Origin of the sequence: Dermatophilus congolensis (genome assembly GCF_900447215.1) — a bacterium.
GTDB lineage: Bacteria > Actinomycetota > Actinomycetes > Actinomycetales > Dermatophilaceae > Dermatophilus > Dermatophilus congolensis_A.
Window position 1 is genome coordinate 2371547 of record NZ_UFYA01000001.1, and the last position, 13669, is coordinate 2385215.

At 55.4% G+C, this 13669-nt stretch carries 13 protein-coding genes; 7 read left to right on the forward strand and 6 right to left on the reverse strand.

The features are described from left to right. Window positions 1-127: 127 nt before the first annotated feature. The 4 genes from murJ to DXZ77_RS10425 are packed head-to-tail and all read right to left on the reverse strand — an operon-like array spanning window position 128 to window position 4324. Window positions 128-1753 (reverse strand): murein biosynthesis integral membrane protein MurJ, encoded by a 1626-nt coding sequence (gene murJ, locus DXZ77_RS10415; RefSeq protein ID WP_115032009.1) that lies wholly within the window; start codon window positions 1751-1753, stop codon window positions 128-130. Continuing rightward, window positions 1750-2631, reverse strand: a complete 882-nt coding sequence (locus tag DXZ77_RS12745) for a DUF6049 family protein (RefSeq protein ID WP_371667528.1) — start codon at window positions 2629-2631, stop codon at window positions 1750-1752. The genes murJ and DXZ77_RS12745 overlap by 4 nt, the downstream gene beginning before the upstream one ends. Next, window positions 2517-3845, reverse strand: coding sequence for a hypothetical protein (locus DXZ77_RS12530; RefSeq protein WP_115032011.1), 1329 nt, complete (start codon window positions 3843-3845; stop codon window positions 2517-2519). The genes DXZ77_RS12745 and DXZ77_RS12530 overlap by 115 nt, the downstream gene beginning before the upstream one ends. Beyond that, window positions 3842-4324 carry an NUDIX hydrolase gene (locus DXZ77_RS10425; protein ID WP_028327202.1) on the reverse strand — a complete coding sequence of 161 codons (483 nt, stop codon included), beginning with the start codon at window positions 4322-4324 and terminating at the stop codon, window positions 3842-3844. Before DXZ77_RS10425 ends, DXZ77_RS12530 begins: the two co-directional genes overlap by 4 nt. 219 nt (window positions 4325-4543) lie before the next feature. Here DXZ77_RS10425 and DXZ77_RS10430 point away from each other — a divergent pair, with 219 nt between their 5' ends. Further along, on the forward strand, window positions 4544-6004 hold the full coding sequence (locus DXZ77_RS10430; RefSeq protein WP_258553270.1) for a CCA tRNA nucleotidyltransferase: 1461 nt from the start codon (window positions 4544-4546) through the stop codon (window positions 6002-6004). A 22-nt stretch (window positions 6005-6026) separates the two neighbouring features. Here DXZ77_RS10430 and DXZ77_RS10435 read toward each other — a convergent pair whose 3' ends face one another. Continuing rightward, window positions 6027-6242 carry a biotin/lipoyl-binding carrier protein gene (locus tag DXZ77_RS10435; RefSeq protein WP_115032013.1) on the reverse strand — a complete coding sequence of 72 codons (216 nt, stop codon included), beginning with the start codon at window positions 6240-6242 and terminating at the stop codon, window positions 6027-6029. A gap of 230 nt (window positions 6243-6472) precedes the next feature. On the opposite strand from DXZ77_RS10435, the gene DXZ77_RS10440 reads away from it, so the two are divergent. From DXZ77_RS10440 to rplI, 6 genes are all read left to right on the forward strand, one after another. Beyond that, complete coding sequence (locus tag DXZ77_RS10440; RefSeq protein ID WP_115032015.1) at window positions 6473-8695, forward strand: transglycosylase domain-containing protein; 2223 nt, start codon at window positions 6473-6475, stop codon at window positions 8693-8695. An 80-nt stretch (window positions 8696-8775) separates the two neighbouring features. Next, entirely contained in the window at window positions 8776-10188 is a 1413-nt protein-coding gene (locus tag DXZ77_RS11935) for a glycosyltransferase family protein (protein ID WP_147279278.1), read from the forward strand. Between the two features lie 318 nt (window positions 10189-10506). Then, window positions 10507-10794, forward strand: a complete 288-nt coding sequence (gene rpsF / locus DXZ77_RS10455; protein ID WP_028327198.1) for a 30S ribosomal protein S6 — start codon at window positions 10507-10509, stop codon at window positions 10792-10794. A gap of 23 nt (window positions 10795-10817) precedes the next feature. Next, entirely contained in the window at window positions 10818-11393 is a 576-nt protein-coding gene (locus tag DXZ77_RS10460) for a single-stranded DNA-binding protein (protein WP_028327197.1), read from the forward strand. 73 nt (window positions 11394-11466) lie between these two features. Continuing rightward, the gene (gene rpsR / locus DXZ77_RS10465) at window positions 11467-11703 is read left to right on the forward strand and encodes a 30S ribosomal protein S18 (RefSeq protein ID WP_028327196.1); all 237 of its coding nucleotides are present in this window, start codon (window positions 11467-11469) and stop codon (window positions 11701-11703) included. 23 nt (window positions 11704-11726) lie between these two features. Continuing rightward, a complete protein-coding gene (gene rplI, locus DXZ77_RS10470; RefSeq protein WP_028327195.1) occupies window positions 11727-12170 on the forward strand; it encodes a 50S ribosomal protein L9 in 444 nt (147 codons plus the stop codon). Window positions 12171-12227: 57 nt separating this feature from the next. On the opposite strand, the gene DXZ77_RS10475 is transcribed toward rplI, so the two are convergent. Next, window positions 12228-13568, reverse strand: a complete 1341-nt coding sequence (locus DXZ77_RS10475) for an MATE family efflux transporter (protein WP_258553273.1) — start codon at window positions 13566-13568, stop codon at window positions 12228-12230. Window positions 13569-13669 lie beyond the last annotated feature (101 nt).

Sequence of the window (13669 nt, forward strand, 5' to 3'; positions counted from 1 at the left end):
GGCACCTGCCTTGTCCTAGGTCGATTTCTTCACGGTGCCGCGTCTTGCGGCGGTGTCTTTTTCGACCGCATTGTGGCGGTGGGCCGGAATGGGCGGTCGCGTCCCCTTGCTGGGCTTGTGGGACAGTCTAGGCCTGGCCGTGTGTTGGCTTGCGTTTTGGTAGGCGAGTCGTGATCAGCTGAGTGATTTGTTTTACTTCGTCGATGCGCATCCGGTGTGCCCCGATGAGGTATATCGGGATAAAGATCGCGGACCCCAGGGCGACTTTCAAGGTGGATTCGAGGGCCCGGATGGGGATGATGTTTTCGATAGCCAAGAAAGCAGCGTAACTAGCGAGCGTTGCGGGTATACACGCGACTATGACGCGTACCCATGTGCGGGTAATGCGGTACATGCGGAGACGGCCCATGCGTTGTTGGACCCACATGGTCGCGATGATTGCGCTAATGATGTTGGCAATTGCTTGGGCTCCAGCTGCTGCTACTCCGCGCCATTCATCAGTGAGGAGTAGAGCGGCGATAGTGAGCACTGTTCCGATGCTGGTGTTGAGAACTTGCATACGAAAAGGAGTTCGGGCATCGCTGTGTGCAAGGAAAGCTCGTTGGCAAAGGTAGTAGACGCCGTAAGCGGGCAGGCCGAGCATCATGGCCATGGTGAGGTATCCGATTGCGTCAGTGGCTTCTCGTGAATTTCCGAGGAAGATCAGTCCGGTGAGTGCAGTTCCGATAGCAAGGGTGCCGAACGCGATGGGGATCGTTGTTACGCCGATGAGGTTGGCACCTCGCCGGAGGTCACTTCGGATTGTGTCTCTGTCGTCGATGGCTACGGCTTTGGCCATAGAGGTGAAAAGCGCGGTGGCTAAGGAGACAGTGATGAGTCCGTGGGGAGTCATGAAGAGGAGAAATGCCTGGTCGTAGGCAATTTTTCCTGGATAGTACTGGGCGACTGAAGTGAGGACTCGTGTTTGAATGATGAGGCCAAGTTGGGCGACGGCCAAGGAGGCAAATGTCCATCCGGCGACGCGTCCGACTGCTCCGAGGCCGACTCCTCTGAAACCAAAGCGGGGGCGGTAGCGGAATCCACTTCGGTGGAGAGGCCATATGAGGACGATTGCTTGGAGCGCGACACCGAGTGTGAGGGAGCCTCCCAGAAGGGCGATCATGGCGGGAGTGAAGGTGGTGGGGTCACCGTTTCCGCGCCCGTAGGCGTTGATGAACCATCCCAGGGCGACGATCCAGACAATGTTGCAAAGCACTGGTGACCACATGAACCACCCGAATTTTTCTCGGGCGTTGAGGACTTGACCGAGGATGGCGTAGAGGCCGTAAAAAAAGATGGCTGGCATACAGATGTAGCTGAATGCCACGGAGAGGCCGTAGGTGGGTTCGTCCCAGTTAGCGCTGGAGAGGAGGTTAACGAGGAAGGGAATGAGGGGTATGCAGATGGCGGTTACGCCGAGAAGTACGAGGATAGACAGAGTGATGAGTTTATCGAGGTATTCCTGTCCACCGTCGGGGTTTTTTTGTGCTGCTGCGATTTGTGGAACGAGGACAGCGTTGATAACGCCGCCAGCTAAGAGTGTGTAGATGGTGTTGGGCAGCATGTTTGCGACGGCCCAGGAGTCTCCGGCGAGGGTGAGCCCAAAGACTGCGAGGATCATGGATTGACGAGCGAGTCCGAGTACGCGGGAGACGAGGCTTCCTGATGCCATGAGGGCGCTGGCGCGTGCGAGGCTGCCGTTGGAGCTGCTCATTCCAGGTCGACCCCTTTGATGTCGGCGTCGGTGACGCGTGTGCGGCCTCGGCGGATGGTTCGTGCGAGGCCGAAGGTAAATATGAGCGCAACGAGTATGGCGCCGATAGTGATAGTGATGCCGCCGCTGGGTTGGACTCGTACTTTGACGGTGGCGTCGGTGCCGAGCCTAGTTCCGGCTGCGGTTTGTAAGTGGGTGGAGATGGGGACGAGTCCTGCTGCTATTGCTTCGACGGGTACTTTGACGGTGGTGCGGCTTTTGGGAGAGATAGACAGGGGAGTTGGTTGGGTTATGTGGAGTCTGGGTGTTCGTTGGTCAGGTTCGAGGATGAGTCGTACGTCGTGAACAGCTACGTCGAGGTTGTTGACTATGGTGACTTGGAGTACGCCGGAGTCTGCAAGGAAGTTGACGGTACTTGGTAGGACGTTGACGCCGGTGGTAAGGGTGTGGATGCGGTCGGTGGTTGTGGTGAGTGCGGTGTCGTGTTGTGTGGGGTGTCCTCGCCAGCGGGCTGAGGCGAGGGCGTGTGTGGTGGTCGTGGTGGGAATGAGGGTGGATTTGTTGGTTGGGGTGAGGACGGTTTCGAGGCCGTTGAGGTGGCGCTTGGCGTCGAGAATGTCCTCGATGGTGTTTGGAGTGATGGGGCTGTTGTTGTTGGGGGTGTGGTTGGGGGGTTCTGTGGTTGGTGTTTGGGGCTCGTTGGTGCGGTGAAGGAAGTCGTTGGTGTTGGTGAGGGTGATCCAGGGTGTATTGGATATGTCGGTTAGGAGGGTGTGGAGGGTGTTGGGGTTTGGGTTGAACCCTCGGGGGCTGTGACGAGGACGTCGCGGGGTTTGCTTGGGTTTTGGGAGAGGAGGGTGAGTGTTTCGGCGAGGAATTGTTGGGTGATTTCGCCGGTGTGTGTGGGGTTGGTGGCGCGGTTGAAAAGGTTGTTGAGGCCGCTGTCTGATACGAGGAGGGGGTTTCCCTTGGGGGTGCGGCGGGAGGCTGGGCCTGTGCGGTCTGGGTCGGGGTCTATGTGTGTGTTGTCGGTGATGTAGGTGGTGGGATTCTGTTTGTTGCGGGGGTGTAGCGCGTTATTGATGGTGGTTCGCTGTTGAGTGGTGAGGGCGTTGTCGATAGGCCAGGCAAGTAGGGGGGCGGTGTCTGCTGCGCGTGCTTGTTCGGGGGGCGCGCCAGTTTCGGTGAGGAGTTTGCCGAGTTGGGGGTTGGTTTTTCCGATCGCTTTGAGGAGGTTGGGGTTTGCGTCGGTTGTGGTGAGTGGGTCGATGTCTGGGTCGGTGGGGGGGAGTTGCCAGATGGTTGAGGTTGGGGTGGTGATGTTTTTGGTGATGTTTTTGGTGAGTTGTGTTGGTGTGTCGGGGGTGTCTGTGTTCTTTGTGGCTGGTGGGGTGGTGTTTGGGGCTAGGAGGGTGGGGTCGAGTGCGTAGGTGGTGGTGTGTCCTTTGGTGCCGTTGAGGATGTTATCGATACGGCTTCCTGGGCCTGCGAATTCCGTCCAGGCTTTGTCGAGTTCTTCTCCTGTTGCGGTGACGAGGTGGGGGTCTGGGTCGGTGGTGAGTGGTATGAGGAATCCGAGTTGGAGAGGTTGGTATTCCTTGCGGGTGTGGGTGGGCAGGAATGAGCGTGTGGTTGTGGTTGTGGTGGGGTTGGCGGCTTCGAGGATGAGGGGACGTATGTCGTAGGCGTTGGTGGTGGTGATGTTGTTGCCGTCGATGGTGAGGGTGGCGGTTTGGGTTTTGCCAGGTGGGAGGGTGATGGGGGTTTTGCTTGTGGCTACGTGGGTGGTGTCCAGGGGTTTGTTGCTTGTGGTGTAGGTATTGATTTCGCTGCGTGTGGTGAGTTTCTGGTTGCCGAGGAGTGCGCGTATTTGGATGTTGGGTAGTGGTTTGTTTCCGCGGTTTGTCAGTGTTGCGCGGATAGTAATGGGTTCTCCGGGGGTGGCGATGGTGGGAGTGACTCGTGTGAGGGCGAGTTCGAGGGGGTTTTGGGTGCTGTTGCGTTCGTTGGGTGTGGCCGCTGGTGTGGAAATGCTGGTGAAGATGGTGGCCAGGATGAGTGCGGTGAGTGCGCGGTGTGTGTGTTTGCTCATGGGGTTCCGGCGAGTCGTTCCCAGGCGAGTTGGGCGATTCGGCGTTCGTTGGGGAACGTGAGTTGTTCTTGTACGCGGTGGAGGGGGAACCATGCGACGGCGAATGCTTCGTGGTCTGGGTCGTTTTCGACGGTGAGCCCGCCTCCTGTGGCTTCGAGGAGGTAGTGGTGGACTACTTTGTGTACGCGGCGGTCATGGGTGGAGAACCAGTAGTCAATGGTGCCCAAGGTTGTTAGGACGCGTCCTTGGATTCCTGTTTCTTCAGCAACTTCGCGCTCCGCTGTTTGTTCTAGTGTTTCGTCACCTTCTTGGTGCCCTTTGGGAAGGCACCATTCGACGCGTCCTGCGCGGTTGCGGCGTGCGATGACGGCGATATGGGCTTGGCCTTGTTGGACGTCGACGACTATGCCTCCGGCGGAGCGTTCGAGCACTGCGGGGACGCGCCGCACGGGGCGGCTCGGTCGCGGTGCGGTGGTCATCTTTTGATTCTAACGAGGTATTTGGCAACCGCACTCATACGGGCTCTTTGGTGATGAGTTAGTGGCGTATTGGTTGTTGACCTGCTGTTTTGTGGTGGCGTGTGACGCGGTGATTGTGTGTGTTTGTGTATTGAGGCTGTTGAACGGGGCTGGCGTCTGGCTTTGTTGAGGGTGTGCTGAGGGGCGGGGGTGGTGTGGCTGCGGCTATCCTTGCGTGCCGTGTCGGTCCACCATATTGATCCTGCTTTGCGCGAGGCCATTTCTCGGCTGACGCCGCATTTGCCTGTTCTTCTCGACCTCGGTGGGAGGTTTGCGGCTGAGGGGTTCGAGTTAGCACTGGTTGGGGGGCCGGTGCGGGATGCTTTTTTGGGGCGTGATGCTCCTGATTTGGATTTGACGACTTCGGCGCGTCCTGATGATTCGGAAAGAATTCTTCGTGCGTGGGGTGATGCTACGTGGGATTTGGGGCGTGAATTCGGCACTATTGCTGCGCGTTTGGGTGATGTGACGGTTGAGGTGACGACGTATCGGGCTGATGCGTATGACCATGAGTCGCGTAAGCCGGTGGTGTGTTTTGGTGACAGTTTGGTGGAGGATTTGGTTCGTCGTGATTTCACGGTGAACGCGATGGCTTTGCGGTTGCCTGGGCTGGAGTTTGTTGATCCGCACGGTGGGTTGGATGACTTACTGGCAAAGCGTTTACGGACGCCATCAGCACCGGAGGTGTCTTTTGCGGATGATCCATTGCGGATGATGCGTGGGGCTCGTTTTGTTGCGCAGTTGGGTTTTGAGCTGGATGAGGGTGTTCGTTCGGCGATGGTGGAGGCTGCTGATTCTTTGGAGATTGTCTCTGCTGAGAGAATTCGTGATGAGTTCTGCAAGTTGGTATTGGCAGAGCATCCGGTTGCGGGGTTGCGGGTTTTAGTTGAGACAGGTTTGGCAGACCGCATGCTTCCGGAGTTTTCGGTTTTGCGGTCGACGGTGGATGAGCATCGGCGTCATAAGGATGTGTATGAGCACACGTTGATGGTGTTGCAGCAGGCGGTGGATTTGGAGCAGGAACCTGGGGAGGGGTCTGTGGTTCCTCGTCCGGATTTGGTTTTGCGGTTGGCAGCGATTTTTCACGATATTGGTAAGCCGCCAACGAGGAAATTTGAGGAGGGTGGGGGCGTTAGCTTCCACCATCATGAAATTGTCGGGGCGAAAATGACGCGTAAACGTATGCGTGCATTGAGGTTCGATAAGGAGACGATTAAGGCAGTTGCTCGGTTGGTGGAGTTGCATTTGCGGTTCCATGGATATGCCGACGGTGAGTGGACCGACTCTGCTGTACGGCGCTATGTGACGGATGCGGGCTCTCTGTTGCAAAGGTTGCATCGGTTGACTCGGGCTGATTGCACTACGCGTAATCGTCGTAAGGCGGCGCGTTTGCGGCAGGCTTATGACGCTCTTGAGTCTCGTATTGAAAAGTTGATGGCCGAGGAGGAATTGAAGGCTGTTCGGCCGGAGCTGAATGGTAATGAGATTGCTGAGTTGTTGGGAATTGAGCCGGGCCCGTTGCTGGGCAGGGCGTATAAGCAGGCTTTGGAGATTCGGCTGGAGGAAGGGCTGATTGGCCGCGAGGCTGTGTCTGAGCGGCTTCGTTTGTGGTGGGCAGATCAGCCAGAGAACCGTGATTGATTTGTGTGAAGTGTGGTGATTATTACTCAAGGATGGCGATGACGTCGCCTTCTTGGATGACGTCTCCTGCTATGACCTTGACTGCGGTGATAGTTCCGTTGTGTTCTGCGATGACGGGGATCTCCATCTTCATGGATTCTAGGAGTGCGATTTCTTGTCCTGCAGTTACCTTGTCGCCTTCATGGATGTTGATGTGAAGGACGTGGGCAACGAGGTCAGAAGAGATTACGAATGTCATGTGATGGAGTCTTCCGTGAGAGGGAGTTACCGCCAAGTATGTGCTGGAGGGCTCCTTTGAGAATGTGGGTTTTCTTGTGTGACGTGTTGTTGGCTGAGTTTGACGTGTTGTTGGCTGAGTTGCTTTGGGAGGAAGAAGAATAAACGTGGGCGTGCGTTGTCATGATTCGCCGGTCATACTGGGGCGGTTAAGGTAGTTGATCCCTACCTGGGGGTCCGGAGGGGAGTGACGTGAGATCTCGCGTCGTCGTCGGTAGAGGCGGCAAGGTCCGCAAGGGTCGTTTCCGTGCCCTTAAGGTGTTTTCTGCTCTTGTTCTGAGCCTGATTGTTCTTGCAATTGCAGGAGTGGTTTTCGCCTTCGTGGCTATTAAGGTGCCTAATGCCAACGAAGTTGCTAAGCAGGAAACGTCGATTTTCTACTATTCGGATGGTAAGACTGAGATTGGTCGTACCAGTAGCGTAAACCGTGTCTCGGTTACGCAGGACCAGATGCCAAAGCTTCTGCAGAAAGCTGTCTTGGCTGCTGAGGATCGTAGTTTTTATGAAAACCCAGGTGTCTCTTTTATTGGCCTTGGTCGCGCAGTAGTGGCGATGGTTACAGGTGGGCCGACCCAGGGTGGATCTACTATTACCCAGCAGTATGTCAAAAATTATTTCTTGACGCACGATCAGACTTTTGCTCGTAAGGGTAAGGAGCTGGTTATTGCATTAAAGCTTGAGCAGGAGATGTCCAAAGATCAGATCCTGACTGACTATCTAAACACTATTTATTTTGGTCGACTTTCTTACGGTGTTCAGGCTGCATCGCAGGCGTACTTCAACAAAGATGTCAAGAATTTGTCCACTTCTGAAGCGATCTTCTTGGCTTCGATTATTCAGTCTCCGGGAAACTTTGATCCTTCAAATGGGGAGAAGACCGTTGGGCGCCTGAAGAGCCGTATGAAGTATGTGGTTGATGGAATGCTTGAAGAGGGGTGGATATCGGCTGAGGAGGCGCGGAATGTGTCTGTTCCTCAGACAGTTGCCCCTAAGCGCAAGGTTTCTTTGGGTGGCCCGGGTGGGTACCTGGTTGCGTTGGCCCGTGATGAGCTGGTGAGTAAGGCTGGTATTGGAGAGGCAGAGCTGGAGCGTGGTGGCCTTCGTGTAGTGACCACTATCGATAAGAAGGCTCAGGACAATGCTATTCAATCGGTGGAGAATAATAAGCCAGGTGAGGCTCGTATTCGCACGGGTCTGGTGAGCATTAAGCCTGGTGACGGTGCAATTCAAGCTTTGTATGGCGGTTCGAACTTCTCGAAGAACCCATACTCTGCTGCGCATCAGGCGCAGTTGCAGGCTGGATCTACATTCAAGGTTTTTGCTGTCGCTGCGGCTTTGGAGCAGGAAATCAGTACGCGGACAGTGCTTCATGGAGACAGTCCGCATACTTTTGGCTCGGAAATCACGGGCGCGGAGCCGTGGGATGTTCGGAACTATGCAAATGTCAGTTATGGAAATGTTTCTGTTCGGCAGGCCTTGGCTCACTCTGTGAATACAGCGTTTGCTGAATTGAACTTTAAGGTTGGTCCACAAAAGACAAAAGACATGATGGTAAAGCTCGGGATCCCTGAGAATTCTCCAGACTTGGTTGCTTCAGGTTCGAATGTCTTTGGAACAGCTTCCATCCGTGTTATTGACCTGGCGAACGCATATGCAACTATTGCCGCGAAAGGCATGAAGGCGGAACCGTACATTGTAAAGTCGGTTAACGACAATGTTGGAGTCATGAAAGAGTATGTGGCTTCGCCTTCGCCGACTCGGGTGATTAGTGAAGCTGTGGCTGCAGACACGATCGAAGCTATGCGGCGGGTTTTGTCTGACGAAGGTACGGCTAAGAAAGCATCTGGCCTTTGGTTCCCGGCTGCTGGGAAAACAGGAACCACGGATAATTCGAAGGCAGTTTGGTTCGGTGGATTTACTCCACAGGCATCTACAGCTGTGGCTCTGTATATGCCTGATGAGAAGGGTATTCCGCAGCCGATGCATGGAATCGGCGGCAAGGCCGAGCTAACGGGTGGAACTTATCCAGTGAGTATCTGGATGGGCTATATGCGCCGTTTCATGGAAGGGAAACATGTCATTGCTTTCCCTGAACGTGTAGGAATTGGTGACTCTCAGGTGCCGTCTTGGTCGGAGAGCACTCCGCCTGCCACTCCGACCGGGACCTCGACCACTGCTACGACTAAGCCGGGTGAAAGCCCGACAACGGACGACAGCAACGGGAAAGAGCCCAAGCCGACGGGCGTTCCTACAGGAACGCATTCTCCAGCACCGACACGTGGCGGTAGCAGCTCTGACCGCGGTCGAGGTAAAGACAGACCTAGTCGCCCGGACCCGGGTGATTCTGATGGCGAACAGTCACCGCGTGAGCCGGGAGGCTATATCAGCGGTGGGGCCTCCCGTTTGGAGGAGTAGTGCTTTGGCTCCGGTCGAGATATCTCGACCGGAGCCAAAGCACTACTGGGGGCTTCTTTGTTAGCAAGTAGGGTTCTTCTATGAGCTCTCAGGGTGATGCGAGCGCCTCGGCGCCTGAGCAGTTGTCATCGGTGCAGGGTTCTCGTGATGAGAACTCGGTGTTAGGTGGTCCACTTGGTCGCTATGCCAGATTGCCTGTTGTTGAAGTGAAGAAGGGGCGATGGTCTGGGCGTTTAGTCCCAGCATGGCAGCCAGTAGCTGCGGTGTTGAGCTTTATGGCTGCAGTGATGGTGGCTCTGGGAGTGTTGCAGAAGGCGCATTGCTTTACTCATGGCTGGGCTGGGTCGTCGGTTTTTTGGCGTGCGTGCTATTCGGATTTGCCGACGATGTTTGTGACTAGTGGTTTGTCTTCGGCGGCTTTTCCTTATGAAGGTGAGCTGTCGCTGTCAGAACCTTTGGGAACGGGGGTGCTGTTGTGGCTGCTGTCCTTTTTTGCGGTTTCTAGTGGCAGATCGGTGGATTTTGTCGCGGCTTGGTCTGTTGTGGCATCGATCTTGGCGATGGGGTTGGTGGTTGTCACTGTGCTGACAGCGCGGCGCGACCCATGGCGGGTATGGATGGTTGCGTTTAGTCCTTTGCTGATCACTGTGGTTCTTGTTGGGCCGGAGTTGGTCGGGGTGTTTTTGGTTTCGGTTGCTTTGTTTTTTTGGAGTCGTGAGAGAGTTGTCCTCTCGGGGGCAGTGTTTGCTCTTGCAATTTGTTCGCGTAGTTATGCCTTGATTGTGTTGGCGGCGGTGGTGTTCTCTGCTGTGCGGGCGGGAGCTTATGCTGCTGCTCGACGCTTAAGTTTTGTGGCTGTCGTGGGTGCAGCGGCTGGTCTGGGTGTTTTTGCTGTGTGTGGTTTCAGGGTTTTCGGTCCCTATGAGTGGTGGCTTGGTGCTGAGGCAGAGTTTGGTTCATTGCAGTATCTCTTCACTCTTCTTCGTGTGCCTTTGTCGCCAGTAGTCGCGTCGGTGGTGGCGATTACAGGATGGGTATGCGCGCTTACGGTAGGGGCTTTCATGATGTTGTCGCTGCCACGGCGTCCCATGATCGCTGAGGTTGCTGCGGTAATGATGGTCGTGGTGGCGTTGTTTTCTAAGGCGCTTTCTCCTCAATGGGCTTTGCTGTTGTTGCCATTGGTTGCTTTGGCGCGTTTGCCCTGGAAGGTCTTTGCGGTGTGGTCTTTGTCTGAGTGCGTGTATTTCGTCATGGTATGGATGCACTTACCATTGCAAACTGAGCCATCGCGGGCTTTGCCTGAGGGGTGGTATGCCTTGTTTTTAGTGGTTCGCGTGGCAGTTCTTCTTCTGGTTGGTTGGTCATGTTTTTCGCGGGCTATCACGCGTCGTTCAGTGCGCCAGGCTCCTGCGAACGATGCTTTGGTGACGGAGCCAGATGATGTTGCTGGTGTGGCAGCGGGGCGTTCAGACAGGCTCGTGATTACTTTTTGAGCCAATGAGGAAATGAGGAGTAGTCAGTTCCCTTGTGGGGTTGTGTGTTTTTCACATGGGGGTGCCGGATTCGTCCGTGGCTGTCTAAGCCAGGTATTCTGGTGATGTTCACTCGTCTCCCTGCCCTTAGGGCCCGGCTGCTTACTCTTCGAATAGGTTGCGCGTGTCGGTAGTCGGAGGTGGCGGCCTCTTCAGTTTTTCTGGTGGGGCTCGGTGCTGATGCTTGTTGGTGCGTCGGTACAGGTGAACAACGCACTCAACCCTCCTGTCACGGATCGACCGTGACCGAACAAGACCAAAGGAGGTGGGTTAACGAGCATGCGTAAGTACGAAATCATGATCATCGTGGACCCCGAGATCGACGAGCGTTCGATCACCGCTTCTCTAGAGCGTTACATCAACGTGATTAAGGCTGGTGGCACCGTCGATAACGTCGATGTGTGGGGCCGTCGTCGTCTTGCCTACGACATTAAGAAGCACTCTGAGGGTGTCTACGTCGTCATCGACTTCACGTCGGAGTCGGCTGTTGCGCAGGAGCTTGACCGTCAGCTCGGCTTGTCTGAGTCGATTCTGCGTACCAAGTTGCTGCGTCGCGACGCAGCCTGAATCGATTCGAAAGGAACCCGCCCATGGCCGGCGAAACAGTAATCACGCTCATCGGCAACCTAACGGCCGACCCCGAGCTGCGTTTCACTCCGTCCGGGGCCGCGGTCGCCAGTTTTACCGTTGCATCTACTCCTCGCACGTTTGATCGCAACAACAATGAATGGCGTGATGGTGAAACGTTGTTCATGCGTTGTTCGGTTTGGCGCGACGCTGCTGAGAACGTTGCCGAATCCTTGGAGAAGGGGCATCGGGTGATTGTTACTGGTCGCCTGCAGTCTCGCTCTTGGGATGACAAAGAAACCGGTGCACGTCGCACTGCACTAGAGCTGCAGGTAGATGAGGTTGCTCCCTCTCTTCGTTATGCTACGGCTAAGGTCACGAAGACCAGCCGCGGTGGCGGTGGCGGTTTTAACAACGGTGGTGGTTTTCAAGGTGGTCACAATGGTGGTGGCGGATTTTCGCAGCCTAGCCGTGGCCCTGTAGACAACGACCCTTGGGCGACGGGTGGTCAGGGTTCTGGTGGGGGTCAGCAGGCTCCTTCCGGTGGCAACCGTGGTGGCTGGAGTAATGGTCCGGCTTACGACGAGCCACCGTTCTGATCGACACTCAATTATTCGTAGTATCCATCCCGGACTGCTATGTCCGGGCTCACCCAGAAGGGAGAGCACCACGATGGCTAAGCCCGTAGTGCGTAAGCCGAAGCGCAAGGCAAATCCGCTTAAGGCGGCGAAGGTCGAGAACATCGACTACAAGGACACAGCGCTTCTTCGTAAGTTCATCTCGGACCGCGGCAAGATCCGTGCTCGTCGCGTCACAGGTGTGAGCGTGCAGGAACAGCGCCTCATCGCGAAAGCAGTGAAGAATGCTCGCGAAATGGCTCTTCTGCCCTACACGAGCTCGGCTCGCTGAGCGAGAGTAAGGGAGGAATAGCTATGAAGCTCATTTTGACGCACGAGGTTTCTGGTCTCGGCGCTGCTGGTGACATTGTCACTGTCAAGGACGGCTATGGCCGTAACTACCTGCTTCCTCGTGGTCTGGCTACGCCGTGGACCAAGGGTGGCGCTAAAGAAGTTGAGCAGCTTCGCGCTGGTCGTGAGGCCCGTGCGATTAAAGATCTTGACCAGGCAAAGGGTGTGAAGGGGCAGCTTGAGGCAACTCCGCTGAACCTGATTGCGCAGTCGACAAAGTCTGGTCGTCTTTTCGGTTCTATCACGCAGGCTGATGTTGCTGAGGCGGCTAAGGCACAGCGTGGTATTTCGATTGACAAGCGCAAGGTTGAGTTCGCCACGCCTGTTAAGTCTGTTGGCATGCACACAGCTACAGTGTCGCTGCATCCGGAAGTTAAGGCGACTGTGAAGCTGAACGTTAAGGCTTGATTTATTGCAGCGAGGGGCGTGTCTCTGTCAGCAGGGACACGCCCCTCGTTATGCGGTTTAAGCTCCAGTGATCATCCATGTGTCGGAGTGTGCTCGTGCGTGGAGTGTAGCCGCGCGAGCGGCCATAAAAATCGAGTAGATAACCCACAGTGCTGCGAGTGAAACAGGTGGGCCTGCAGCCTGTAGACCATTTCGGAAAGCAATGAGCAGAAAGATCAGGGGTAGGTAGCTAATGAGAAGCAGTATTTGTGTGCGAGCAAGCCATGGGGTGTCTCCTGCTCCGATAAGTATTCCGTCAAGTAAGTAGGCATATGCGGCGATTGGCTGTAGGGCGGCTATAACTAGTAATCCTGCTTGTGCGGCTGTATGAATGTTGTAGTCGGGTGTGAAAAGTGTGGGGACAAATGGTGCGGCGATAAAAGTAAGCACGCTGAAGGTGAGTCCAAGGCGCAGTGCTGCTCGAGTGAGAAGACTAACGGTGTGTCGCGCTTTTCGCGTTTCGCTAGCTCCGAGATCTTGGCTGACAAGTGTTTGTCCTGCGATGGCCAAGGAGTCAAGGGCGAACATTAGGAATGTCCATATGGATGTTATGAGTTGGTGAGCGGCTAGGGTGGTGTCACCGAGTTGTGCTGCACTCCAGGTGGTTGCGAGAAGAACTCCCCTCAGTGCGAGTGTTCGAACAAGTAGGGGTGTTCCAGCGAGAGCAGCCTTCAATACGCGTCCAAGGTGGGGTTTTAATGAGATTTTTTCGCCGCTGGTTGTTTTGAAAGATGCATAGACGAGTCCGATTGCCATACCAGTCTGGGATATAACGGTTCCGCAAGCTGCGCCTGCGATGCCCATTTTTAGGCCGTGGACGAAAGTGACGTTGAGGATGATGTTGGCGGTGAAAGCTACGGTTGAAGCCACTAGCGGTGTTTGGGTGTCTTTAAAACCTCGAAGTAGGCCTGTTACTGCCAGTATGACGAGCATGCTAGGTAAGCCCCAGGCGGATATCTGCAGATAGATGCTGCTTTGATCTGTGGCAGCGGGAGAAGCGCCAAAAGCGCCACTGATGGGTGCTGCGAAGATGTTGAGAAAGAGACCTGTAGCTATACCAAGTAACAGTGCGAGCCAGATGCCGTCGACACCGCTGTGAAGTGCTTGGTTTATTTTCCCAGCTCCGATGTTTCTCGCCACGACAGATGTAGTTGCATATGCCAAGAAAACAAAAGTTCCTACGGCTGTTGATAGGACAGTAGTGGCAACAGCTAAGCCTGCCAGTGGAGTAGTTCCCAGATGTCCGATGATCGCGGAATCTGCGAGAAGAAAGAGTGGTTCGGCTACGAGGGTGAGAAAGGCTGGGAAAGAGAGTCGCCAAATATCGCGTTTGAGCGCGGCGTCGGAAAGAGGTGGCACGATCCCAGGTTATGTGTGCTTGGCCCGGAGCAGCTGGGTGGATCAGTCAGCGTTGTAGGTAAAGGACGGGTCCTGGGGTAGGAGGCTGTTGATGCCCTGTG

What these genes read in the sequence shown, in the direction of transcription:
- DXZ77_RS12530 (WP_115032011.1), bottom strand. Translation starts at nt 3,845, where the DNA reads ATGAGCAAACACACACACCGCGCACTCACCGCACTCATCCTGGCCACC.
- DXZ77_RS10460 (WP_028327197.1), top strand. Translation starts at nt 10,818, where the DNA reads ATGGCCGGCGAAACAGTAATCACGCTCATCGGCAACCTAACGGCCGAC.
- DXZ77_RS11935 (WP_147279278.1), top strand. Translation starts at nt 8,776, where the DNA reads ATGAGCTCTCAGGGTGATGCGAGCGCCTCGGCGCCTGAGCAGTTGTCA.
- rplI (WP_028327195.1), top strand. Translation starts at nt 11,727, where the DNA reads ATGAAGCTCATTTTGACGCACGAGGTTTCTGGTCTCGGCGCTGCTGGT.
- DXZ77_RS10425 (WP_028327202.1), bottom strand. Translation starts at nt 4,324, where the DNA reads ATGACCACCGCACCGCGACCGAGCCGCCCCGTGCGGCGCGTCCCCGCA.
- rpsR (WP_028327196.1), top strand. Translation starts at nt 11,467, where the DNA reads ATGGCTAAGCCCGTAGTGCGTAAGCCGAAGCGCAAGGCAAATCCGCTT.
- rpsF (WP_028327198.1), top strand. Translation starts at nt 10,507, where the DNA reads ATGCGTAAGTACGAAATCATGATCATCGTGGACCCCGAGATCGACGAG.
- murJ (WP_115032009.1), bottom strand. Translation starts at nt 1,753, where the DNA reads ATGAGCAGCTCCAACGGCAGCCTCGCACGCGCCAGCGCCCTCATGGCA.
- DXZ77_RS10435 (WP_115032013.1), bottom strand. Translation starts at nt 6,242, where the DNA reads ATGACATTCGTAATCTCTTCTGACCTCGTTGCCCACGTCCTTCACATC.